Annotated in this window: 32 protein-coding genes; 30 read left to right on the forward strand and 2 right to left on the reverse strand. The window is 34.8% G+C overall.

Annotation, left to right across the window (positions count from 1 at the left end; all coding sequences use genetic code 11):
• The first annotated feature begins 6 nt into the window (after positions 1-6).
• The 25 genes from rpsS to carA all read left to right on the forward strand — a co-directional run bounded on the left by rpsS (position 7) and on the right by carA (position 12,746).
• Entirely contained in the window at positions 7-285 is a 279-nt protein-coding gene (gene rpsS, locus E0F89_RS10015; protein ID WP_007136562.1) for a 30S ribosomal protein S19, read from the forward strand.
• Between the two features lie 6 nt (positions 286-291).
• Positions 292-702 carry a 50S ribosomal protein L22 gene (gene rplV / locus E0F89_RS10020; RefSeq protein WP_131909654.1) on the forward strand — a complete coding sequence of 137 codons (411 nt, stop codon included), beginning with the start codon at positions 292-294 and terminating at the stop codon, positions 700-702.
• A gap of 6 nt (positions 703-708) precedes the next feature.
• The gene (gene rpsC, locus E0F89_RS10025) at positions 709-1,467 is read left to right on the forward strand and encodes a 30S ribosomal protein S3 (protein ID WP_131909655.1); all 759 of its coding nucleotides are present in this window, start codon (positions 709-711) and stop codon (positions 1,465-1,467) included.
• A gap of 19 nt (positions 1,468-1,486) precedes the next feature.
• Positions 1,487-1,912, forward strand: coding sequence for a 50S ribosomal protein L16 (gene rplP / locus E0F89_RS10030; RefSeq protein ID WP_007803637.1), 426 nt, complete (start codon positions 1,487-1,489; stop codon positions 1,910-1,912).
• Positions 1,913-1,925: 13 nt separating this feature from the next.
• Positions 1,926-2,117 (forward strand): 50S ribosomal protein L29, encoded by a 192-nt coding sequence (rpmC, locus tag E0F89_RS10035; protein WP_035668115.1) that lies wholly within the window; start codon positions 1,926-1,928, stop codon positions 2,115-2,117.
• A 17-nt stretch (positions 2,118-2,134) separates the two neighbouring features.
• Entirely contained in the window at positions 2,135-2,395 is a 261-nt protein-coding gene (gene rpsQ, locus E0F89_RS10040; protein ID WP_091203665.1) for a 30S ribosomal protein S17, read from the forward strand.
• Positions 2,396-2,397: 2 nt separating this feature from the next.
• A complete protein-coding gene (gene rplN / locus E0F89_RS10045) occupies positions 2,398-2,766 on the forward strand; it encodes a 50S ribosomal protein L14 (protein WP_026717863.1) in 369 nt (122 codons plus the stop codon).
• Between the two features lie 12 nt (positions 2,767-2,778).
• The gene (gene rplX / locus E0F89_RS10050; RefSeq protein ID WP_131909656.1) at positions 2,779-3,093 is read left to right on the forward strand and encodes a 50S ribosomal protein L24; all 315 of its coding nucleotides are present in this window, start codon (positions 2,779-2,781) and stop codon (positions 3,091-3,093) included.
• 2 nt (positions 3,094-3,095) lie between these two features.
• Positions 3,096-3,647, forward strand: a complete 552-nt coding sequence (rplE, locus tag E0F89_RS10055) for a 50S ribosomal protein L5 (protein ID WP_086452757.1) — start codon at positions 3,096-3,098, stop codon at positions 3,645-3,647.
• A gap of 3 nt (positions 3,648-3,650) precedes the next feature.
• Positions 3,651-3,920, forward strand: coding sequence for a 30S ribosomal protein S14 (gene rpsN / locus E0F89_RS10060; protein ID WP_131909657.1), 270 nt, complete (start codon positions 3,651-3,653; stop codon positions 3,918-3,920).
• A gap of 123 nt (positions 3,921-4,043) precedes the next feature.
• Positions 4,044-4,442, forward strand: coding sequence for a 30S ribosomal protein S8 (gene rpsH / locus E0F89_RS10065; protein ID WP_131909658.1), 399 nt, complete (start codon positions 4,044-4,046; stop codon positions 4,440-4,442).
• A gap of 17 nt (positions 4,443-4,459) precedes the next feature.
• A complete protein-coding gene (rplF, locus tag E0F89_RS10070) occupies positions 4,460-5,002 on the forward strand; it encodes a 50S ribosomal protein L6 (RefSeq protein WP_131909659.1) in 543 nt (180 codons plus the stop codon).
• An 11-nt stretch (positions 5,003-5,013) separates the two neighbouring features.
• Positions 5,014-5,364 carry a 50S ribosomal protein L18 gene (gene rplR, locus E0F89_RS10075; protein WP_039110219.1) on the forward strand — a complete coding sequence of 117 codons (351 nt, stop codon included), beginning with the start codon at positions 5,014-5,016 and terminating at the stop codon, positions 5,362-5,364.
• Between the two features lie 6 nt (positions 5,365-5,370).
• A complete protein-coding gene (rpsE, locus tag E0F89_RS10080; protein WP_035668102.1) occupies positions 5,371-5,898 on the forward strand; it encodes a 30S ribosomal protein S5 in 528 nt (175 codons plus the stop codon).
• Positions 5,899-5,910: 12 nt separating this feature from the next.
• Complete coding sequence (gene rpmD, locus E0F89_RS10085; protein ID WP_035668100.1) at positions 5,911-6,093, forward strand: 50S ribosomal protein L30; 183 nt, start codon at positions 5,911-5,913, stop codon at positions 6,091-6,093.
• An 11-nt stretch (positions 6,094-6,104) separates the two neighbouring features.
• Positions 6,105-6,557 (forward strand): 50S ribosomal protein L15, encoded by a 453-nt coding sequence (gene rplO, locus E0F89_RS10090; RefSeq protein ID WP_066081007.1) that lies wholly within the window; start codon positions 6,105-6,107, stop codon positions 6,555-6,557.
• Positions 6,558-6,570: 13 nt separating this feature from the next.
• Entirely contained in the window at positions 6,571-7,917 is a 1,347-nt protein-coding gene (gene secY / locus E0F89_RS10095; RefSeq protein ID WP_131909660.1) for a preprotein translocase subunit SecY, read from the forward strand.
• A gap of 4 nt (positions 7,918-7,921) precedes the next feature.
• Complete coding sequence (gene infA / locus E0F89_RS10100) at positions 7,922-8,137, forward strand: translation initiation factor IF-1 (RefSeq protein ID WP_007136545.1); 216 nt, start codon at positions 7,922-7,924, stop codon at positions 8,135-8,137.
• Between the two features lie 12 nt (positions 8,138-8,149).
• Complete coding sequence (gene ykgO / locus E0F89_RS10105; protein ID WP_008992256.1) at positions 8,150-8,266, forward strand: type B 50S ribosomal protein L36; 117 nt, start codon at positions 8,150-8,152, stop codon at positions 8,264-8,266.
• A 2-nt stretch (positions 8,267-8,268) separates the two neighbouring features.
• Positions 8,269-8,643 carry a 30S ribosomal protein S13 gene (gene rpsM, locus E0F89_RS10110; RefSeq protein WP_131909661.1) on the forward strand — a complete coding sequence of 125 codons (375 nt, stop codon included), beginning with the start codon at positions 8,269-8,271 and terminating at the stop codon, positions 8,641-8,643.
• A gap of 8 nt (positions 8,644-8,651) precedes the next feature.
• A complete protein-coding gene (gene rpsK, locus E0F89_RS10115) occupies positions 8,652-9,035 on the forward strand; it encodes a 30S ribosomal protein S11 (RefSeq protein ID WP_024981527.1) in 384 nt (127 codons plus the stop codon).
• An 87-nt stretch (positions 9,036-9,122) separates the two neighbouring features.
• Entirely contained in the window at positions 9,123-9,728 is a 606-nt protein-coding gene (gene rpsD, locus E0F89_RS10120) for a 30S ribosomal protein S4 (RefSeq protein WP_131909662.1), read from the forward strand.
• Between the two features lie 21 nt (positions 9,729-9,749).
• Positions 9,750-10,742 (forward strand): DNA-directed RNA polymerase subunit alpha, encoded by a 993-nt coding sequence (locus E0F89_RS10125; protein WP_039110214.1) that lies wholly within the window; start codon positions 9,750-9,752, stop codon positions 10,740-10,742.
• 31 nt (positions 10,743-10,773) lie between these two features.
• Positions 10,774-11,259, forward strand: a complete 486-nt coding sequence (gene rplQ / locus E0F89_RS10130; protein WP_131909663.1) for a 50S ribosomal protein L17 — start codon at positions 10,774-10,776, stop codon at positions 11,257-11,259.
• Positions 11,260-11,645: 386 nt separating this feature from the next.
• Positions 11,646-12,746 (forward strand): glutamine-hydrolyzing carbamoyl-phosphate synthase small subunit, encoded by a 1,101-nt coding sequence (gene carA, locus E0F89_RS10135; RefSeq protein WP_131909664.1) that lies wholly within the window; start codon positions 11,646-11,648, stop codon positions 12,744-12,746.
• Positions 12,747-12,825: 79 nt separating this feature from the next.
• Here the strand turns inward: carA and E0F89_RS10140 are convergent, their stop codons facing one another.
• Entirely contained in the window at positions 12,826-14,163 is a 1,338-nt protein-coding gene (locus E0F89_RS10140; protein ID WP_207915812.1) for an erythromycin esterase family protein, read from the reverse strand.
• Positions 14,164-14,535: 372 nt separating this feature from the next.
• Between E0F89_RS10140 and eno the strand changes: the two genes are divergently transcribed.
• From eno to ctlX, 4 genes are all read left to right on the forward strand, one after another.
• Positions 14,536-15,828, forward strand: coding sequence for a phosphopyruvate hydratase (gene eno / locus E0F89_RS10145; protein WP_113636684.1), 1,293 nt, complete (start codon positions 14,536-14,538; stop codon positions 15,826-15,828).
• A 156-nt stretch (positions 15,829-15,984) separates the two neighbouring features.
• Complete coding sequence (locus tag E0F89_RS10150; RefSeq protein ID WP_131909665.1) at positions 15,985-17,268, forward strand: citrate synthase; 1,284 nt, start codon at positions 15,985-15,987, stop codon at positions 17,266-17,268.
• 65 nt (positions 17,269-17,333) lie between these two features.
• Positions 17,334-18,248 carry a dimethylarginine dimethylaminohydrolase family protein gene (locus E0F89_RS10155; RefSeq protein WP_131909666.1) on the forward strand — a complete coding sequence of 305 codons (915 nt, stop codon included), beginning with the start codon at positions 17,334-17,336 and terminating at the stop codon, positions 18,246-18,248.
• 71 nt (positions 18,249-18,319) lie between these two features.
• On the forward strand, positions 18,320-19,255 hold the full coding sequence (ctlX, locus tag E0F89_RS10160; RefSeq protein WP_131909667.1) for a citrulline utilization hydrolase CtlX: 936 nt from the start codon (positions 18,320-18,322) through the stop codon (positions 19,253-19,255).
• Between the two features lie 61 nt (positions 19,256-19,316).
• Here ctlX and E0F89_RS10165 read toward each other — a convergent pair whose 3' ends face one another.
• Positions 19,317-19,946: a MarC family NAAT transporter gene (locus tag E0F89_RS10165; protein ID WP_131909668.1), complete on the reverse strand. Its 630-nt coding sequence runs from the start codon at positions 19,944-19,946 to the stop codon at positions 19,317-19,319.
• Between the two features lie 145 nt (positions 19,947-20,091).
• On the opposite strand from E0F89_RS10165, the gene E0F89_RS10170 reads away from it, so the two are divergent.
• On the forward strand, positions 20,092-20,457 hold the full coding sequence (locus E0F89_RS10170) for a CoA-binding protein (RefSeq protein ID WP_131909832.1): 366 nt from the start codon (positions 20,092-20,094) through the stop codon (positions 20,455-20,457).
• Positions 20,458-20,607: the final 150 nt, after the last annotated feature.

The following is a 20,607-nucleotide window of genomic DNA, read 5'->3' on the forward strand; positions in this document are numbered from 1 at the left end:
TAAGATATGGCACGTTCATTAAAAAAAGGACCTTTTGTTCATTATAAGTTAGACAAGAAAGTTCAGGAAAACATCGCAGGTGGGAATAAAGGAGTGGTTAAGACTTGGTCTAGAGCTTCTATGATTACTCCAGACTTTGTTGGACAAACTATCGCAGTTCATAACGGTCGTCAATTTGTACCAGTTTACGTAACAGAAAACATGGTAGGTCACAAATTAGGAGAATTTTCACCAACTAGATCTTTTAGAGGTCATGCTGGAGCAAAAAATAAAGGTAAAAAATAAGAAGCAATGGGAGTTCGTAAAAGAGAAACAGCAGATGCAAGAAAAGAGGCTAATAAGTCTTTGGCCTTCGCAAAGTTAAATAACTGCCCTACTTCACCTAGAAAAATGCGCTTAGTAGCAGATCTAGTAAGAGGTCAGAAGGTAGAAAGAGCACTAAATATTTTAAGATTTAGTTCTAAAGAAGCTTCAAGAAAATTAGAAAAATTGGTTTTATCAGTTATTGCCAACTGGCAAGCAAAAAACCCTGACGCTAATATGGAAGAAGCAGGCTTATTCATTAAAACTATCACTGTAGATGGTGGAATGATGTTGAAAAGACTTCGTCCAGCGCCACAAGGAAGAGCACACAGAATTAGAAAACGTTCTAACCACGTAACAATCGTGCTTGGATCTATTAATAACACACAAGCAATTTAATACAAGATGGGACAAAAGACAAATCCAATTGGAAATAGACTTGGTATCATCAGAGGATGGGACTCAAACTGGTATGGTGGAAATGATTACGGTGATAAACTTGCCGAAGATTTTAAAATCAGAAAGTATATCCATGCTCGTTTATCAAAAGCTAGTGTATCAAAAGTAATCATCGAGAGAACTTTGAAACTTGTAACCGTTACTATCACTACTGCTAGACCTGGTATTATTATTGGGAAAGGTGGACAAGAGGTAGACAAGTTAAAAGAAGAACTTAAGAAAATTACTGACAAAGAGGTTCAAATCAACATCTTTGAAATTAAAAGACCTGAACTTGACGCGTATCTAGTTGCTACAAGCATCTGTCGTCAAATCGAAAGCAGAATTTCTTACAGACGTGCAATCAAAATGGCTATTGCTGCCTCTATGCGTATGAACGCAGAAGGTATCAAAGTTTTGATTTCTGGTCGTTTGAATGGTGCAGAGATGGCTCGTTCAGAGGGTTTCAAAGAAGGTAGAATTCCTCTATCAACTTTCAGAGCTGACATTGATTATGCTTTGGCTGAAGCTCACACTACTTATGGTAGAATGGGAATCAAAGTATGGATCATGAAAGGTGAAGTTTATGGAAAGAGAGATCTTTCTCCACTTGCCGGAATGGACAAAAAACAATCTGGTGCTGGTGGAAAAGGTGGTGATTCTCCAAGAGGAGACAGAAAACCTTTTAACAAAGGTGGAAAACCAGACGCTCGTAAACGAAAGTAAATTTTTAAACTAAAGAAAAATGTTACAGCCTAAAAGAACAAAATACCGTAAGGTACAAAAAGGTAAAATGAAAGGGAACTCTCAAAGAGGGCATGAACTTTCTAATGGAATGTTTGGTATTAAATCTGTACATGAAGATGGAATGTTCTTAACCTCTCGTCAAATCGAAGCTGCACGTATTGCTGCAACTCGTTTTATGAAAAGAGAAGGACAATTATGGATCAAAATATTTCCAGACAAACCTATCACTAAGAAACCCCTTGAGGTACGTATGGGTAAAGGTAAAGGTGCAGTTGAGTATTGGGCTGCCGTTGTTAAACCCGGAAGAATTATGTTTGAAGTTGGAGGAGTTCCTTTATCAGTTGCAAAAGAGGCGTTACGTCTTGCAGCTCAAAAGCTTCCAGTGAAAACTAAATTCGTCGTTGCTAGAGATTTCGAAGCATAATTTATAATATATTATGAAACAATCAGAAATAAAAGATCTTTCTGCAGCGGAGTTGCAAGAAAAACTTAGTCAGACTAAGAAGGCATATGCCGACCTAAAAATGGCTCACGCTATTTCTCCAATTGAGAATCCACTTCAAATTAGAAGTGTTAGAAGAACAGTTGCAAGATTAGCTACGGAACTTACTAAAAGAGAGTTGCAATAATTGTAATCTGCTGAAAGATGGAAGAAAAAAGAAATTTAAGAAAAGAAAGAGTTGGTGTTGTTACTTCAGACAAAATGGATAAATCTATCGTTGTTGCTGAAGTGCGTAAAGTAAAACACCCATTATACGGTAAGTTCGTGTTGAAAACTAAAAAGTATCACGCACACGACGAAAAGAACGACTGCAATGTTGGAGATACGGTAAGGATTAGCGAAACGCGTCCTTTAAGTAAGACAAAATGTTGGAGGTTAGTTGAAATCTTAGAAAGAGCTAAATAATTATGGTACAACAAGAATCAAGACTAAAAGTAGCAGATAACACTGGAGCAAAGGAAGTTTTAACTATCCGTGTTTTAGGAGGTACCAAAAGAAGGTATGCCTCTGTTGGTGACAAGATTGTAGTTTCTATCAAAGATACTGCTCCAAACGGAAGCGTTAAAAAAGGAGCTGTTTCAACTGCAGTTGTTGTACGTACCAAAAAAGAAGTAAGAAGAGCCGATGGTTCATACATTAGATTTGATGACAACGCATGTGTGTTATTGAATGCTGCTGGTGAAATGAGAGGAACTCGTGTTTTTGGTCCGGTAGCAAGAGAACTTCGTGAAAAACAATTCATGAAAATTGTATCATTAGCACCAGAAGTGCTTTAATTCGTTTTTAAGATGATAAAGCTAAAAATAAAAACCGGAGACATTGTAAGAGTAATTGCTGGAGACCATAAAGGTGCTGAAGGTAAAGTCGTACGTGTTTACCGTGAGAAAAACAAAGCGATTGTTGAAGGTGTAAACATGGTTTCAAAACATACAAAACCTAGTGCAAAAAGCCCTCAAGGTGGTATCGTAAAGAAAGAAGCTTCTATACAAATATCTAATATTTCTTTAATTGATCCTAAAACTAAGGAAACAACTAGAGTTGGTGTTAGAGTAGAAGGAGATAAGAAAGTAAGATTTTCAAAAAAATCTAATCAAGTACTATAGTAATGGCGTATATACCTAGACTAAAAGAAGAATATAAGAGCAGAGTAATTGCTGCTCTTAAAGAGGAATTCGGATACGTAAACGTAATGCAGGTTCCAAAATTGGACAAAATCGTTTTAAGTAAAGGAGTTGGTGCAGCTGTATCAGATAAAAAACTAATCGACTATGCAGTTGATGAGTTAACAAAGATCACTGGACAGAAAGCAGTATCCACAATTTCAAAGAAAGACGTTGCGTCATTCAAATTGAGAAAAGGGATGCCTATTGGAGCAAAAGTTACTTTACGTGGGGAAAGAATGTATGAGTTTTTAGATAGACTTATTACTTCAGCTTTGCCACGTGTAAGAGATTTTAGTGGTATTAAAGCTACTGGTTTTGATGGAAGAGGAAATTATAACCTTGGAGTTTTGGAGCAAATCATTTTCCCAGAAATTGATATTGACAAAGTAAACAAAATTTCAGGTATGGATATCACTTTTGTAACTACTGCAAAAACTGATAAAGAAGCAAAGTCTCTATTGACAGAATTAGGATTACCTTTTAAAAAGAATTAAGACATGGCTAAAGAATCAATGAAAGCCCGCGAGGTTAAGAGAGAAAAAACAGTTGTTAAGTATGCTGAGAAAAGAAAAGCTTTGTTAGAAGCTGGAGATTTCGTAGGTTTGCAAAAGTTACCGAAAAATGCTTCACCAGTTCGTTTACACAATCGTTGTAAATTAACAGGTAGACCAAGAGGGTATATGCGTCAATTCGGTCTTTCACGTGTTACATTTCGTGAAATGGCAAATAATGGATTGATCCCTGGTGTTAAAAAGGCATCTTGGTAAGACGTAATTTATTGCGTCCTGATACAGACTTAACGTAAGTTTTGTCTGTATCATAAACATTTATAAATTGGTTTCAGGTTCGGCAAATCGTTTGTCGAAAACCAAAACCGCAAATTAATACATATGTATACAGATCCTATTGCAGATTATTTGACAAGAGTTCGTAACGCTGTGGCCGCAAACCACAAAGTTGTCGAAATTCCTGCATCTAATCTTAAAAAAGAAATAACTAAGATCTTATTTGATCAAGGTTATATCTTGAGTTACAAATTTGAAGACAACGCTGTTCAGGGTTCAATCAAGATTGCTTTGAAGTATGATAAAGATACTAAAGAGTCAGTAATTAAAGATATCCAAAGAATTAGTAAACCAGGTTTACGTAAATATTCAAGTTCTTCAAATATTCCTAGAATCCTTAACGGATTAGGCATCGCTATCGTATCTACTTCAAAAGGGTTGATGACAGGAAAAAAAGCGAAGCAATTGAACGTAGGTGGTGAAGTTATTTGTTACGTATACTAATTTAAAGACTATATAAGATGTCAAGAATAGGTAAAAATCCGGTTGTAATCCCTGCTGGTGTAACTGTTGAAGTTGCAAATGGTATTATTACAGTAAAAGGAAAAAATGGTCAACTAACACAGGAGTTTTCGGACGTTACTGTTACAGTTGAAGATGGTCAAGTTCAAGTAGACAGATCATCTGATCACAAAGACCAAAGAGCAAAACACGGTTTGTACAGATCTTTAATCAATAACATGATTATCGGTGTAACAGATGGTTTTACTAAGTCATTAGAGTTGGTAGGAGTTGGTTACAGAGCATCAAATCAAGGACAAAAGTTAGATTTAGCACTAGGTTACTCTCACAATATCGTTTTAGAAATTGCTCCAGAAGTAACTTTAGAAACTATATCTGAAAAAGGTAAAAACCCTATCGTAAAATTAACATCATTTGACAAACAACTTTTAGGTCAGGTAGCTGCGAAAATTAGAGGTTTCCGTAAGCCTGAGCCGTACAAAGGAAAAGGTGTTAAATTTGTAGGTGAAGTATTAAGAAGAAAAGCAGGTAAATCAGCTTAAAAAATAAGATTATGTCATTAACAAAACCTGAAAGAAGACAACGAATTAGATTCAGAATTAGAAAAACAATTAGTGGTACTGCTACTAATCCAAGACTATCTGTATTTAGAAGTAACAAAGAAATTTACGCTCAACTTATTGATGACGTAAACGGAGTTACTTTGTTGGCGGCTTCTTCAAGAGAAAAAGAAATAGGTAACGGTACGAACATTGAAGTTGCTACAGCAGTTGGAAAACTAGTTGCTGAAAAAGCTTTAAAAGCTGGGATAGACGTAGTAACTTTCGATAGAGGAGGTTATTTATATCACGGACGTATTAAATCATTAGCGGAAGGCGCAAGAGCGGCTGGACTTAAATTCTAATATAGTATGTCTAATAGTAAATACAAGAATGTAGAGTTAGTAAAACCAAGTGGTCTTGAATTAAAAGATCGTTTGGTGAGTGTAAATCGTGTTACTAAGGTTACAAAGGGTGGTAGAGCTTTCGGTTTTTCTGCTATTGTAGTTGTAGGTGATGAAAACGGTGTGGTTGGGCACGGATTAGGTAAATCTAAAGATGTTTCTGAAGCAATTGCGAAAGCAGTAGAAGATGCTAAGAAAAATTTAGTAAAGATTCCTTTAAACGGTCAATCTGTTCCTCACGAACAAAAAGGTAAATTTGGTGGTGCACGTGTATTCTTAATTCCTGCCTCTCACGGTACAGGAGTTATCGCTGGTGGAGCTGTTCGTTCAGTTCTTGAATCAGTTGGAATTCATGATGTATTATCTAAATCTCAAGGATCTTCAAATCCTCACAACGTAGTTAAAGCAACTTTTGATGCTCTATTACAAATGAGAAGCGCTTATACTGTTGCAAAACAAAGAGGTGTTTCTTTAGAAAAAGTTTTTAAAGGTTAATTCAAGGAAATTATGGCTAAATTATTAGTAAAACAAGTTAGAAGCAAAATCAACTGTCCTCTTACTCAAAAGAGAGGATTAGAAGCTTTAGGTCTACGTAAAATGGGACAAGTTGTAGAGCATGATTCAAACCCTACAATCCTTGGGATGATAAATAAAGTTAAACACTTAGTTTCTGTTGAAGAAACTAAATAACAAATACTGTTATGAATTTAAGTAACTTACAACCTGCTGAAGGTTCTACACACAATCAAAATAAAAGATTAGGTAGAGGAGAAGGTTCTGGAAAAGGTGGTACTTCTGCAAGAGGTCACAAAGGAGCAAAATCTCGTTCTGGTTATTCAAAAAAGATTGGTTTTGAAGGTGGGCAAATGCCACTTCAAAGACGTGTGCCTAAGTTTGGTTTCACAAACATCAATCGTAAAGACTACGAAGGTGTAAATCTTGATACACTTCAACTTTTAGTTGATAACGGTGTTATTAAAGATACTGTTGATATGACAGTTTATGTTGCTAATCGTTTAGCTACTAAAAATGAAATCGTTAAGATTTTAGGTAGAGGTGAATTGACAGCAAAATTAAAAGTAACCGCTCACAAATTTACTGCTACTGCAAAAGCTGCTATTGAAGCTGCTGGTGGAGAAGCTGTAACAATGTAATTTTTCAATTAAGATGAAGAAATTTATTGAATCAATAAGTAATGTTTGGAAAATCGAAGAACTGAAAAATAGAATCCTAATAACATTGGGTTTACTTTTAGTTTATCGTTTTGGGGCACAAGTGACCCTGCCAGGTATTGATGCTACTCAATTAGGTAATTTAGCTGGGCAAACAAAAGAAGGGATTGGTTCAATTCTTGACATGTTTACCGGAGGCGCTTTTTCACAAGCTTCCGTGTTTGCCTTAGGTATTATGCCTTATATTTCTGCTTCTATTGTAGTTCAGTTGATGGGAATTGCGATTCCTTATTTGCAAAAACTTCAAAGTGATGGAGAGAGTGGTAGAAAAAAGATTAATCAAATTACTCGTTGGTTGACAATAGGGATTACATTAGTTCAAGGTCCGACTTACATTTACAATTTATACAGAACATTACCTAGTAATGCATTCTTATTAGGATTCAATTCCTTTGAGTTCTTGTTTTCCTCAGTAGTTATTTTAGTTACAGGTACAATTTTTGCCATGTGGTTAGGTGAAAAAATTACTGATAAAGGAATAGGAAATGGTATATCACTGTTGATTATGGTTGGTATATTGGCTAGATTACCTCAAGCTTTTATTCAAGAGTTTACAACAAGGGTTACCAATAATAATGGTGGGCCGATGTTATTGGTTATCGAAATCATCATCTGGTTATTGGTTATTATTTGTTGTGTACTTTTAGTAATGGCTGTCAGAAGAATACCTGTTCAATATGCTCGTCGTACAACTTCAGGGGATTTCGAACAAGACATGTTGAATGGCAATAGACAATGGATTCCATTGAAGCTTAATGCTTCAGGGGTTATGCCAATTATTTTTGCACAAGCAATTATGTTTATACCGGCTGCTTTGGCGGGTTTGTCTAAATCTGATACATCACAGTCTATTGTTGGAGCGTTTAGTAATATGTTTGGATTTTGGTATAATTTAGTTTTTGCAACTTTAATAATTGTATTTACTTTCTTTTACACTGCCATTACGGTTCCGACTAACAAAATGTCTGATGATTTAAAGAGAAGTGGTGGTTTTATCCCAGGTGTCAGACCAGGAGTTGAAACGTCTGATTATCTTGACAAAGTGATGTCTTTAATAACTTTTCCAGGATCTTTATTTCTTGCTTTAATCGCTGTGTTCCCGGCAATAATTGTAAGCGTTATGGATGTTCAGCAATCTTGGGCAATGTTTTATGGAGGTACTTCATTAATAATTATGGTTGGAGTTGCCATAGACACAATGCAGCAAATCAATTCTTATTTGTTGAATAAACATTATGATGGTTTAATGAAAAGTGGTAAAAATAGAAAAGCAGTAGCTTAACTTTATGGCAAAACAATCAGCAATAGAACAAGACGGATCGATTATAGAAGCATTATCAAATGCTATGTTCCGTGTAGAGTTAGAAAATGGACATATTGTAATCGCCCATATATCTGGAAAAATGCGTATGCATTACATCAAATTATTACCTGGTGATAAAGTGAAACTAGAAATGAGCCCTTACGACTTGTCAAAAGCAAGAATTACTTATAGATATTAAAGGATATTCAAAATGAAAGTTAGAGCTTCAGTAAAAAAGAGAAGTCCCGAGTGCAAAATTGTGCGACGAAAAGGGAGATTGTACGTAATAAACAAAAAGAATCCTAGATTTAAACAAAGACAAGGATAATTATGGCAAGAATAGCAGGGGTAGATATCCCAAAAAATAAGAGAGGTGTTATAGCACTTACCTATATCTTTGGATTAGGAAATAGTAGAGCTGTTGAGATTTTAGAAAAAGCTCAAGTTAGCCAAGATAAAAAAGTTCAAGATTGGAATGATGACGAGATCGGAGCAATTCGTGAAGCAGTGTCAGCTTTTAAAATTGAAGGAGAATTGCGTTCTGAAGTTTCTTTAAACATCAAACGTTTAATGGATATTGGATGTTATAGAGGTATCCGTCATAGAACTGGTCTTCCTTTAAGAGGGCAAAGAACTAAAAACAACTCTAGAACAAGAAAAGGTAAGAGAAAAACTGTTGCCAACAAGAAAAAAGCAACTAAATAATAAGTAATATGGCTAAAGCAACTGCAAAAAAACGTAAAGTTATCGTTGAATCAACGGGAGAAGCTCATATTTCTGCTACTTTTAACAATATCATCATTTCTTTGACAAACAAAAAAGGTGAAGTTATTTCTTGGTCTTCAGCTGGTAAAATGGGTTTTAGAGGTTCGAAAAAGAACACTCCATACGCAGCCCAGATGGCAGCAGAAGATTGTAGTAAAGTAGCTCTTGAAGCTGGACTTAAAAAAGTTAAGGTTTATGTAAAAGGACCAGGAAACGGACGTGAGTCTGCTATCCGTTCTTTGCATAACGGTGGAATTGAAGTTACAGAGATTATCGATGTTACTCCAATGCCGCACAACGGATGTCGTCCTCCTAAAAGACGTAGAGTTTAATAATATTTTTTTAGTATAACCTAGGTAGAAAAACGATTATCGAAGGATAAGACCTGAATTCATAATCTCTATCTTAAACAATTTAAAATGGCAAGATATACTGGTCCTAGTACAAGAATCGCTCGTAAATTTGGCGAGGCAATTTTCGGAGACGATAAGGCTTTCGAAAAAAGAAATTATCCACCCGGACAACACGGGATGGCTAAAAAAAGAGGAAAAAAATCTGAATTCGCAATCCAGTTAATGGAAAAGCAAAAAGCTAAATATTCTTACGGTATTTTAGAAAAACAATTCAGAGGTTTATTCAAAAAAGCATCAGCTACTAAAGGTGTTACTGGTGAAGTTCTTTTACAGTTATGTGAAGCAAGATTAGATAATGTTGTTTTTAGAATGGGTATTGCTCCTTCTAGAAGAGGCGCTAGACAACTTGTTTCTCACAGACACGTTACTGTTAACGGTGATGTAGTAAATATTGCTTCTTACCACCTTAAACCTGGTGATAAAGTTGCAGTTCGTGAAAAATCTAAATCTTTAGAAGCTATCGAACGTTCTTTATCTAATTCAAGTCATGTTTATGAATGGATTACTTGGAATGATGATATCAAAGAAGGTACTTTCGTTTCTGTACCTGCGAGACTTCAAATCCCAGAAAACATTAAAGAACAATTAATCGTAGAGTTGTACAACAAATAATAATTGACTTAGTCGAAATTTATGGCAATATTTAATTTTCAGAAGCCCGATAAAGTTATCATGATCGATTCAACCGATTTTGAAGGTAAATTTGAATTCAGACCTTTAGAACCTGGTTACGGATTGACCGTTGGTAATGCACTTAGAAGAGTTTTGCTTTCAGCATTAGAAGGTTATGCAATTACATCTGTTCGCATTGAAGGTGTAGATCATGAGTTTTCTACTATTTCAGGAGTTGTTGAAGACGTTACCGAAATTATCCTTAATCTTAAACAAGTACGTTTTAAACGTCAAATTGAAGATATAGATAATGAATCAGTTACTATTTCTGTTTCAGGTAAAGATCAATTAACAGCAGGTGATTTTCAAAAATTTATTTCAGGTTTCCAAGTTCTGAATCCAGAACTAGTGATCTGTAATTTAGACAGTAAAATCAAACTTAATTTCGATTTAACTATCGAGAAAGGTAGAGGATATGTTCCTGCTGAAGAGAACAAAAAACAGAATGCTGCAATTGGAACTATTTTTACAGACTCAATTTTTACTCCGGTAAAAAATGTAAAATATGCGATTGAAAACTTCCGTGTAGAGCAAAAAACAGATTATGAAAAATTAGTTTTTGAAATAAAAACTGATGGATCTATCAATCCAAAAGATGCGCTTACTGAGGCTGCAAAAGTTTTAATTCACCATTTCATGTTGTTTTCTGACGAAAGAATTACACTCGAGGCTGACGAAATTGCACAAACAGAATCATATGATGAAGAATCATTACACATGAGACAATTGCTTAAAACTAAGCTTGTTGATATGGATCTTTCTGTTAGAGCATTAAATTGTTTGAAAGCGGCTGAAGTTGATACACTTGGTGATTTAGTATCGTTCAATAAAAATGACCTAATGAAATTCCGTAATTTTGGTAAAAAATCTTTAACTGAACTTGATGAACTTGTTGCAGTTAAAAATTTGAACTTCGGTATGGATTTAGCAAAATACAAACTAGATAAAGAATAATCTAAGCCGCAAGGTTTAAATTTACATAGCAATGAGACACGGAAAAAAATTCAATCACTTAAGCAGACAGACTGCGCATAGAAAATCTATGTTAGCTAATATGGCTTGTTCTCTTATCGAGCACAAACGTATTAACACTACTGTTGCTAAAGCAAAAGCGCTTAAACAATTCGTTGAGCCTTTAATAACAAAATCTAAAGCTGATACAACTCACAATCGTCGTATCGTTTTTGCTTACTTACGTAGCAAATATGCCGTAACTGACTTGTTCAGAGACGTAGCTGCTAAAGTAGGAGACCGTCCAGGTGGATACACTCGTATCATTAAAGTTGGAAATCGTTTAGGAGATAATGCTGATATGGCAATGATCGAATTAGTAGATTTCAATGAACTTTACAATGGTGGTAAAAAAGAAGTTAAAAAAGCAAAAAGCCGTCGTGGTGGTAAAGCTAAGAAAGATGAAGCTACTGAAGCTCCAGCTGCTGAAACTGAAACAACTACTGAGACTGCAGAGTAATTATGGAAATAATGATTCAATAAAAATTAAGGATAAGCTATTTATAGTTTATCCTTTTTTTTTGATTTTTTAGGAGCATATTATTTTGAGTTTAAAACTAATCCCCGCACTTTCCGCTGCAAACGAAGTTCACTGAACTCCGCTTAAAATGAATGTGAAGTGTAGTAATCTTTTTATTTTAAAGAAAAGATAAATGGGTTTCCGCTTTAATCGGGGCGTTTGTAAAACTTTTTGCTTAATTAAGAAATCTGGACAAGCGTAAATTTTTTAAAAAACATTGTTTTCACTGTTTTAAAAATTTAAATTTGCAAAATATTTAACTACACATGAAACACGTTTTTTCGAGTTACATGACACTATTAAAAAATTAATAGAAATATCAACTAATGAAATACACAACACGACAAAAAGCAATTCTTCTATTAAGTGACGGAACTATATTCCATGGTAAATCTATTGGAATTAGCGGAACTACTTTTGGAGAAGTTTGTTTTAATACAGGAATGACAGGTTACCAAGAAATCTTTACAGATCCTTCTTACTTTGGTCAACTAATGGTAGCTACTAATGCACATATTGGGAATTATGGTGTAAATGATAGTGAAGTGGAATCTCAAAGCATAAAAATTTCTGGTTTAGTTTGTAAAAACTTTAGTTTCAATTATTCTCGGGCAGATGCATCAGGGAGTTTGGAGGACTATTTTATTAAACAAAACCTTATCTGCATATCTGATGTAGATACGCGTGCTTTGGTAAGCTATATCCGTGACAATGGTGCTATGAATGCAGTAATCTGTACAGATGATACTCCACTGGAAGAACTGAAAATCGCTTTGGCAAAAGTTCCTGATATGAAAGGTTTGGAATTAGCTTCTAAAGTTTCTACCAAGGAACCTTATTTTTTTGGGGAGGAAAATGCTACCTATAAAATCTCGGCTCTTGACTTAGGAATTAAAACAAATATTCTTCGCAACCTTGCTAAAAGAGATTGCTACATCAAAGTATTTCCTTTTGATTCTTCTTTTCAGGATTTAGCCGCTTTTAATCCGGATGGATATTTTTTATCTAATGGTCCTGGTGATCCGGAACCACTTTCTGAAGCTATTCAAGTTGCAAAAGAGATTCTCGAGAATAATAAACCGTTATTCGGGATTTGTCTTGGACATCAAGTAGTAGGCTTGGCCAACGGAATTTCTACATATAAAATGTTCAACGGGCACAGAGGAATCAACCACCCGGTGAAAAATTTGATTACAGGAAAAGGGGAAATCACTTCTCAAAATCATGGTTTTGCCGTTAATAAAGAAGAGCTTGACAATCATCCTGAATTAGAGATTACACATCTTCATCTCAACGATGGAACTGTAGCGGGAATGCGAATGAAAAGCAAAAATTGTTTCTCAGTTCAATATCATCCGGAAGCAAGCCCTGGTCCGCATGACTCCTCTTACTTATTTGATCAATTTATTGAAAATATTAAAGGATAATAATCTAATGTTGACGATACAGATTTAACAAATAAGGGTTTGACTTCATCAAGAGTCAAACCCTTTTTTTGTTCCTAGTTTACATTCCGAAAGGATAGGTTTCGGGAATTTGATTTCCATTAACCTCAATATTTATGGGATGTAGCGCATTGGTTTCATCTATGAAAATGAATGCATCGTATCTTTCTGGGAGGATAGAGGGAACATAATTTCCAAATTTTTCGTGTTCGGGATTGTAAACCACGCCAATTGCACGATGGTCTATTGGTGAAAAGAGACATTTTTCTTCTTTCACTTTATTCATCAGTAATAATCTGTTTTGGCCGTTATTCGCTTTATGAAAGGCATGTTCCCAGCTTCCGTGAATAGCTTCTGGAACTTTTATTTTTCGCATTGAATCGCCCCATTCTCGTCCGGCTACCACACTTCCTTGGTATGATCCAAATCCAACTGCAATAACGCCATCGGCTGCATATTGTTCTCTTAATAATTGTCCTACATTAACCATTCCCTCAGCAGCCATATCGGTAGCTCGTGCGTCACCAATGTGCGTGTTGTGTTCCCAAACTATAATTTTTGAATCTTTTCCGTGAAATTTCATTAAACGATCTATCGTAGAAACCATATGTTCGTCACGAATATTCCAAGAAGTCGATCCTCTTTTGATCATTGCTCTATAATATTTTTCCGCATTTCGGGCTACGTAAGCATTTTGTTCTGTACTTAAAACATTTTCTGCATCATGGTTGTAATTAGGAATGTTTTTGACAATTTCTTTCAACATGTTCAGGACTTCTTTTTCACATAATTCCGGCACAAAAGATGCTGCTTTAGCATAGGATTGTCCTTCGTCTTTTCCAAAAGGTTCAAAGCATTCCATTGCTTTTTTTGCGACAGCTAATGCTTCGGGATCGTTTTTCTCTAAATACTGTAGTATAGATTGCATAGATTCTCTGAAACTGTAAACATCTAAACCATAAAACCCAATTCTTTTGTCGGCGGTTGTTCTTTCGTTATAGTCCTTCAACCAATTTATAAATGCTGCAACTTCCCAATTTGCCCACATCCAAGTCGGCCATCTTTTAAATTCATTCATGACGCTTAGGATGTCTTTTCCAGAGTCTAAATATCCTTTGGCATACCGATTTAATCGATAACAGTCTGGCCAATCACCTTCAACACCTATAAAAGAAAATCCTTTTTCCTGAATAAGTCGTTTTGTGATTTTTGCTCTCCAAGTATAATATTCGTGCGTGCCATGTGAAGCTTCGCCTAAAAGAACATACTTTGACTCACCAATATAATTGATTAAGGGATCTAAATCTTCAGCGTTTTCCAAAGGGGTTGAAGTTCTACTCAATAAACCTACTATTTCACTAAAATCCATTTTCTTTTTAGAGTTTTTGATAGTTTCCATTACATTTTAATTTATAGATTGAAAATTAAAATTCTATTTACGAAATAGCTTGATAAGGAGCATTAGTAGGGTTTTTAATAATATAAAGTTAATTTATATTATTGATAATGAGTAGGTTAATATATTAAAATTTTGTCAAATTAATTCCTCTTTATATTTATTATGAATTTTAAATAACTAAAGAAGCGCTTCCGATTTTATTTTAATAAAATGAGACAAATAGGAAAAATAGTGTAGCAATAAATCTTAAAAACAGCTGATACATTTTGCTTATGAAAAAATACATCGTTTTCGTTAATAACATTCATAATTTTCATTATCTCATTACAAAAGATAGAATATATTTGTATTATAAAATTTAAATTAGAAATTATGAGTATAATTATCAAAATTCACGCAAGACAAATTTTTGATTCAAGAGGAAATCCTACAATTGAAGTAGATGTAATTACAGACAATGGAGTTTTAGGAAGAGCGGCAGTACCCTCTGGTGCGTCAACCGGTGAGCATGAGGCAGTAGAATTACGTGATGGTGGAAAAGCATTTCTTGGAAAAGGAGTTTTGAATGCAGTGAAAAATGTGAATACCATTATTTCTGAAGAACTTGTAGGAGTTTCTGTTTTCGAACAAAATCTTATTGACCAAACGATGATCGATTTAGATGGTACCCCAAATAAATCAAACTTAGGAGCAAATGCAATTTTAGGAGTTTCATTGGCTGTAGCCAAAGCGGCTGCAAACGAATTAGGATTGCCTTTATACAGATACGTAGGTGGTGTTTCGGCAAATACATTGCCGGTACCAATGATGAATATTATTAACGGAGGTTCTCATTCTGATGCGCCTATTGCATTTCAAGAATTCATGATTTTCCCGGTGAAAGCAACTTCGTTTTCACATGCAATGCAAATGGGAACTGAAATTTTTCACAGCTTGAAAAAAGTGTTACATGACAGAGGACTTTCTACTGCTGTAGGTGACGAAGGAGGTTTTGCACCAAATCTCGCCGGAGGAACTGAAGATGCTTTGGATACAATCAAAAAAGCTGTTGAAAATGCAGGATATACTTTTGGAGACGAAATCATGATTGCTTTAGATTGCGCTGCTGCAGAATTTTATGTAAACGGAAAATACGATTATACTAAATTTGAAGGAGAAACAGGTAAAATTAGATCTTCTGAAGAGCAAGTAGAATATTTAGCAGAATTAGCAGCTAAATATCCTATTATTTCTATTGAAGATGGAATGGATGAAAATGACTGGGACGGATGGAAATTGCTTACAGAAAGAATTGGGGATAAAGTTCAATTAGTTGGCGATGATTTATTCGTGACTAATGTAGAACGTTTGTCTACTGGTATCGAAAAAGGTATCGCTAATTCAATTCTTATTAAAGTGAACCAAATTGGAACTTTGACTGAAACGATTGCAGCTGTTAATATGGCTAAAAACGCAGGTTATACTTCAGTAATGTCACACCGTTCAGGAGAAACAGAAGATAACACGATTGCTGATTTAGCAGTAGCGTTAAACTGTGGTCAAATTAAAACTGGTTCCGCTTCTCGTTCTGATCGTATGGCTAAATACAATCAATTATTGAGAATTGAAGAGGAATTAGGGAATTCAGCGTATTTCCCTGGTAAGGCTGCTTTTAAAATAAAATAAATTCTTACGATATTTTTATCTAAAGCCATTAACCTTGTGTGAGTGGCTTTTTTGTATAATATTTAACAATTTCATTGTATTATTCTCTTTTTAATTAGTGTTTAATTCCTTAGATTTGAGAAATTATTATTTTAAAAGTTTATTTTCAAATATATTATGTCAAAAACAGCAACATTAGAAATTGATGGGATGAAAATTGAACTGCCTATAATTGTAGGAAGTGAAAATGAAGTTGCCATCGATATTAACAAATTACGTGATTTATCCGGTATAATAACATTGGATCCTGGTTATAAAAATTCAGGTTCTTGTAAGAGTGACATCACTTTTTTAGATGGAGAATTAGGAATTCTTCGTTACAGAGGATATTCGATTGAAGATTTAGCGGACAAAGCAGATTTTCTGGAAGTATCTTACCTTTTAATTTTTGGAGAATTGCCAACTGTTAATCAGTTAGCGCAATTTGAAACGGATATTAGAAAATACACTTTGGTCAATGAAGAAATGAAAAACATCATTGATGGTTTTCCTAAAACAGCGCATCCAATGGGCGTTTTAGCAGCTTTGACAAGTGCATTAACAGCATTTAACCCTAAATCAGTGAATGTTGACAATGAGAAAGAAATGTACGAGGCGGTGTGTAAAACTATGGGTAAATTCATGGTTATTGCAACTTGGACGTATAGAAAAAGCATGGGTTATCCTTTGAATTACTACGATAATACAAAAGGATATGTAGAAAACTTCATGCGTTTGATGTTTGAATTACCTACAGAACCTTACACGGCAAACCCTGTAGTTATAGATGCATTAGATAAATTGTTTATTCTTCACGGAGATCACGAGCAAAACTGTTCAACTTCTACTGTGAGAATGGTGGGTTCTTCTCACGCAGGATTGTTTGCTTCAATATCTGCTGGAGTTTCTGCACTCTGGGGACCATTACACGGAGGAGCAAATCAAGCCGTTCTTGAAATGTTAGAAGAAATCCACAGAAATGGTGGAGATGCTGATAAATATATGGCTAAAGCCAAAGATAAAAATGATCCTTTCCGATTAATGGGATTTGGTCATAGAGTGTACAAAAATTTTGATCCAAGAGCAAAAATCATCAAAAAAGCAGCTAATGAAGTTTTAGCAACTTTAGGAGTTGAAGATCCAATTCTTGCCATTGCGAAAAAACTGGAGGAAGCAGCCTTGGAAGATGAATATTTCAAATCAAGAAACTTATATCCTAACGTAGATTTCTATTCTGGAATTATTTACAGAGCTTTAGGAATCCCTACCGACATGTTTACAGTAATGTTCGCCATAGGACGTTTGCCGGGTTGGATCGCACAATGGAAAGAAATGCGCGAAAACAAGGAGCCTATCGGAAGGCCAAGACAAGTCTATACTGGTCATCCTTTGAGGGATTTTGTGCCAACAGATAAAAGATAAAATCAGTTTAAAAAGCTTCACAAATTAGTGAAGCTTTTTTTATATTTGTCAAAAGCTAAAAATACATGTTAGAGTTAAATATAAAGAATGAAACTTCCAGACTCCGAGCTGTAGTTTTGGGTTCAGCATTTAAAAATGGACCCACACCGAAGGTTGAAGAAGCGTATGATCCTAAATCATTAGAACATATTTTGGCAGGAACTTATCCTCTGGAGCATGATATGGTTAATGAAATGGAAGCATTTAATATCGTACTAAAAAAATATAATGTGACCGTTTATCGTCCCGAAATGATTGAAAATTACAATCAGATATTTACAAGAGATATTGGTTTTGTAATTGATGACACTTTTGTGAAATCGAATATTTTGCCGGATAGAGAACGAGAATTAGATGCTATCCAATATATAATCGACCAAATTAATCCTAAAAAAGTAGTGCGACCACCAGAGGAAGTTCACATAGAAGGTGGTGATGTAATGCTGTGGAACGATTATATTTTCATTGGAACCTATAAAGGAAGTGACTACAAAGACTATATTACGGCTCGAACAAACATGTTAGGTGTTAAATATATTAAAGATTTATTTCCAAATAAAATAGTCAAAGAATTTGATTTGGTAAAATCTAAAATTGAAGCCCGTGACAATGCTTTGCATCTGGATTGTTGTTTTCAGCCGGTGGGAAATGACAAAGGTATTATCTACAAAAACGGATTCCGTGAGGAAGCAGATTATTTGTTTTTGGTAAATCTTTTTGGAAAAGAAAACTTATTCCATATTACCAGAGACGAAATGTACAATATGAATTCTAATGTTTTTTCTATTGATACAAATGTTGTCGTTTCAGAAAGAAATTTCACCCGACTTAACAATTGGTTGCGTGTAAACGGCTTTGTGGTCGAAGAAATTCCATATTCAGAAATTGCAAAACAAGAAGGATTATTACGATGTTCTACCTTGCCTTTAATTAGAGATTAAATTGGTAGAGACGCACTGCAGTGCGTCTCTACGGTGCGTCTCTACAAAAAAATATTTAAAAAAACAAAATCATGAAACAAACAACAAATTCTATATTGATGATTCGCCCGGTTGCGTTTAGAATGAACGAACAAACGGCAGTAAATAATTATTACCAAAAAGTTTTAGACGGACTTTTGCCGGCAACGGTAAATGCTAAAGCGCAACAAGAATTTGATGCTTTTGTCGAAAAATTGACAGCAGTTGGTGTTGATGTTACAGTAGTCGATGACACATTAAATCCAGACACTCCAGATAGTGTTTTTCCAAACAACTGGATTTCTTTTCACGAGAATGGTGACGTAGCTTTATATCCAATGTTTGCTGAAAATCGTCGACACGAACGCCGCGAAGAGATTTTAGATTTATTGGAAGAAAAAGGTTTTGTGATTCATAATATTATAGATTACACTTCCGCTGAAGAAGATGGATTTTTCCTAGAAGGAACGGGAAGTTTACTTTTGGACAGAGCAAATGCTAAAGCATATTGCGCATTATCACCCAGAGCGGATGAAGAATTATTCATCGAATTCTGTGAGGATTTTGATTATGCACCAATAATTTTTGAAGCCTTTCAAACAGTTGGTTCAGAGCGAAAACTGATTTATCATACCAATGTGATGATGTGTTTGGGAGAAACTTTTGCAGTAATTTGTTCGGATTGTATTGATGATAAAAAAGAACGCAAAATGGTTTTGGACAATCTTAAAGAAAACGGAAAAGAAATCATTTTGATTACCGAAGCTCAAATGAATAATTTTGCGGGAAATATGCTTGAAATTCGCGGGGCAAATGACAAACGATATTTGGTTATGAGTGCTGCAGCTCATCAAAGTCTGACTCCAAAACAAATAGAGCAATTGGAAAAACATGCTGAAATTTTGAGTTCAAGTCTGGACACGATTGAAGCTTGTGGCGGAGGAAGTGCCAGATGTATGATGGCTGAAATTTTCTTGCCAAGAAATTAAAAAAAGAAAACCGGATACGATTCTAAATCATATCCGGTTTTTTTGTGGTTATAATTTAAGTTTAGGAAAGATTCCCTTTTATAATATTGATAATGGCGCTTACGATATATTGAATTCCAATCGCAATTACAATGAAACCTACAATTCTGGAAATCGCTACAATTCCTGAAGCTCCAAGTATTTTGGCTAAATAATGAGCACTCTTTAAAATAAGAAAAATGGTTACTGCAATGGCAAGAATAGCAATGGAAGAAATTATTATCTCCATAGTCGTATTATGTTCCTGATAAAAAGCAATAAGTAGAGAAATAGAACCAGGTCCGGCAAGCATTGGGATTGCAAGCGGTGTCAAAGCAATGTCATTCCTTTGTTGTGCGTCAGTTTCTGCTTTTTTGTTAATACCTCGTTTCTTAGTGAATTTACCAGAAAGTAATGAAAAACCAGAACTCACAATAATAATTCCACCCGCTATTCGCAGCGCATCAATACTGATTCCGAAAAAAAGCAATACATATTGCCCGATAAAAAATGAGACAATTAGAATGATAAATACATTTATGGCTGTCCACAAAGAAATTCTGGAACGCTCTTTTTTAGTATCATGTTGAGTAAGTCCTACAAAAATAGGAACGGTACCAATAGGATTCAGAACGGAAAAAAGGGCAACAAACAAGTAAATAAACAGATCCATATTTTATTTTTAATGGTACAAAAATACCATTTATTTGTTTTTTAATGTTAGGGGAATGTTTTTTATTACTGCTTAAGTAAATCTTAAAATTATTAAACAGGTAAACCTTTTTGATTACTTTTGCCAAATACAATTAAAGAAAATGATAAAGAATAAAAAAACATTGGTTCTGGGAGCAACAACTAAACCAGAGCGCTACGCCTTCAAAGCTGTAAATATGTTAGTAGATAAAGGACATTCCGTTCTTGCATTAGGCCAAAATGCTGGCGAAGTTGCCGGTGTAAAAATCCAGACTAAAGCCATTCCATTAAAAAATATCGATACTGTTACCTTATATTTAAACCCAACACGTCAACGCGATTATTACAATTATATCGTCGAAGCAAAACCTAAGCGTGTTATTTTCAACCCGGGAACTGAGAATCCGGAATTCTATCAGTTGTTGAAATTGAATGATATTAAAGTAGAAGTAGCTTGTACGTTAGTTTTATTAGCTACCAATCAGTATTAAATTTTTTTGAAGCTATTCCTGCTATCCATTTCAATCTTTTGAACAAAACAGTATTTTTCTAAATAAAACAAGAGCTTCCGTTGGTCGCTCTTTTTTTATAAGAAAAAATGACCGTTTTTTATCAAAAGGATTTCCATTGCTATCAGGGCT

Origin of the sequence: Flavobacterium caseinilyticum, from assembly GCF_004349085.1 — a bacterium.
Classification (GTDB): domain Bacteria; phylum Bacteroidota; class Bacteroidia; order Flavobacteriales; family Flavobacteriaceae; genus Flavobacterium; species Flavobacterium caseinilyticum.

What these genes read in the sequence shown, in the direction of transcription:
- infA (WP_007136545.1), top strand. Translation starts at nt 7,922, where the DNA reads ATGGCAAAACAATCAGCAATAGAACAAGACGGATCGATTATAGAAGCA.
- E0F89_RS10155 (WP_131909666.1), top strand. Translation starts at nt 17,334, where the DNA reads ATGTTAGAGTTAAATATAAAGAATGAAACTTCCAGACTCCGAGCTGTA.
- rpsQ (WP_091203665.1), top strand. Translation starts at nt 2,135, where the DNA reads ATGGAAGAAAAAAGAAATTTAAGAAAAGAAAGAGTTGGTGTTGTTACT.
- E0F89_RS10125 (WP_039110214.1), top strand. Translation starts at nt 9,750, where the DNA reads ATGGCAATATTTAATTTTCAGAAGCCCGATAAAGTTATCATGATCGAT.
- rplP (WP_007803637.1), top strand. Translation starts at nt 1,487, where the DNA reads ATGTTACAGCCTAAAAGAACAAAATACCGTAAGGTACAAAAAGGTAAA.
- rplE (WP_086452757.1), top strand. Translation starts at nt 3,096, where the DNA reads ATGGCGTATATACCTAGACTAAAAGAAGAATATAAGAGCAGAGTAATT.
- rpsE (WP_035668102.1), top strand. Translation starts at nt 5,371, where the DNA reads ATGTCTAATAGTAAATACAAGAATGTAGAGTTAGTAAAACCAAGTGGT.
- rplQ (WP_131909663.1), top strand. Translation starts at nt 10,774, where the DNA reads ATGAGACACGGAAAAAAATTCAATCACTTAAGCAGACAGACTGCGCAT.
- rpsM (WP_131909661.1), top strand. Translation starts at nt 8,269, where the DNA reads ATGGCAAGAATAGCAGGGGTAGATATCCCAAAAAATAAGAGAGGTGTT.
- rplN (WP_026717863.1), top strand. Translation starts at nt 2,398, where the DNA reads ATGGTACAACAAGAATCAAGACTAAAAGTAGCAGATAACACTGGAGCA.
- rpsK (WP_024981527.1), top strand. Translation starts at nt 8,652, where the DNA reads ATGGCTAAAGCAACTGCAAAAAAACGTAAAGTTATCGTTGAATCAACG.
- rpsC (WP_131909655.1), top strand. Translation starts at nt 709, where the DNA reads ATGGGACAAAAGACAAATCCAATTGGAAATAGACTTGGTATCATCAGA.
- ctlX (WP_131909667.1), top strand. Translation starts at nt 18,320, where the DNA reads ATGAAACAAACAACAAATTCTATATTGATGATTCGCCCGGTTGCGTTT.
- rplX (WP_131909656.1), top strand. Translation starts at nt 2,779, where the DNA reads ATGATAAAGCTAAAAATAAAAACCGGAGACATTGTAAGAGTAATTGCT.
- E0F89_RS10140 (WP_207915812.1), bottom strand. Translation starts at nt 14,163, where the DNA reads ATGGAAACTATCAAAAACTCTAAAAAGAAAATGGATTTTAGTGAAATA.
- E0F89_RS10165 (WP_131909668.1), bottom strand. Translation starts at nt 19,946, where the DNA reads ATGGATCTGTTTATTTACTTGTTTGTTGCCCTTTTTTCCGTTCTGAAT.
- rplF (WP_131909659.1), top strand. Translation starts at nt 4,460, where the DNA reads ATGTCAAGAATAGGTAAAAATCCGGTTGTAATCCCTGCTGGTGTAACT.
- rpsH (WP_131909658.1), top strand. Translation starts at nt 4,044, where the DNA reads ATGTATACAGATCCTATTGCAGATTATTTGACAAGAGTTCGTAACGCT.
- secY (WP_131909660.1), top strand. Translation starts at nt 6,571, where the DNA reads ATGAAGAAATTTATTGAATCAATAAGTAATGTTTGGAAAATCGAAGAA.
- rplO (WP_066081007.1), top strand. Translation starts at nt 6,105, where the DNA reads ATGAATTTAAGTAACTTACAACCTGCTGAAGGTTCTACACACAATCAA.
- rpmD (WP_035668100.1), top strand. Translation starts at nt 5,911, where the DNA reads ATGGCTAAATTATTAGTAAAACAAGTTAGAAGCAAAATCAACTGTCCT.
- rpmC (WP_035668115.1), top strand. Translation starts at nt 1,926, where the DNA reads ATGAAACAATCAGAAATAAAAGATCTTTCTGCAGCGGAGTTGCAAGAA.
- rpsS (WP_007136562.1), top strand. Translation starts at nt 7, where the DNA reads ATGGCACGTTCATTAAAAAAAGGACCTTTTGTTCATTATAAGTTAGAC.
- rplR (WP_039110219.1), top strand. Translation starts at nt 5,014, where the DNA reads ATGTCATTAACAAAACCTGAAAGAAGACAACGAATTAGATTCAGAATT.
- rpsD (WP_131909662.1), top strand. Translation starts at nt 9,123, where the DNA reads ATGGCAAGATATACTGGTCCTAGTACAAGAATCGCTCGTAAATTTGGC.
- rpsN (WP_131909657.1), top strand. Translation starts at nt 3,651, where the DNA reads ATGGCTAAAGAATCAATGAAAGCCCGCGAGGTTAAGAGAGAAAAAACA.
- eno (WP_113636684.1), top strand. Translation starts at nt 14,536, where the DNA reads ATGAGTATAATTATCAAAATTCACGCAAGACAAATTTTTGATTCAAGA.
- E0F89_RS10150 (WP_131909665.1), top strand. Translation starts at nt 15,985, where the DNA reads ATGTCAAAAACAGCAACATTAGAAATTGATGGGATGAAAATTGAACTG.
- carA (WP_131909664.1), top strand. Translation starts at nt 11,646, where the DNA reads ATGAAATACACAACACGACAAAAAGCAATTCTTCTATTAAGTGACGGA.
- ykgO (WP_008992256.1), top strand. Translation starts at nt 8,150, where the DNA reads ATGAAAGTTAGAGCTTCAGTAAAAAAGAGAAGTCCCGAGTGCAAAATT.
- rplV (WP_131909654.1), top strand. Translation starts at nt 292, where the DNA reads ATGGGAGTTCGTAAAAGAGAAACAGCAGATGCAAGAAAAGAGGCTAAT.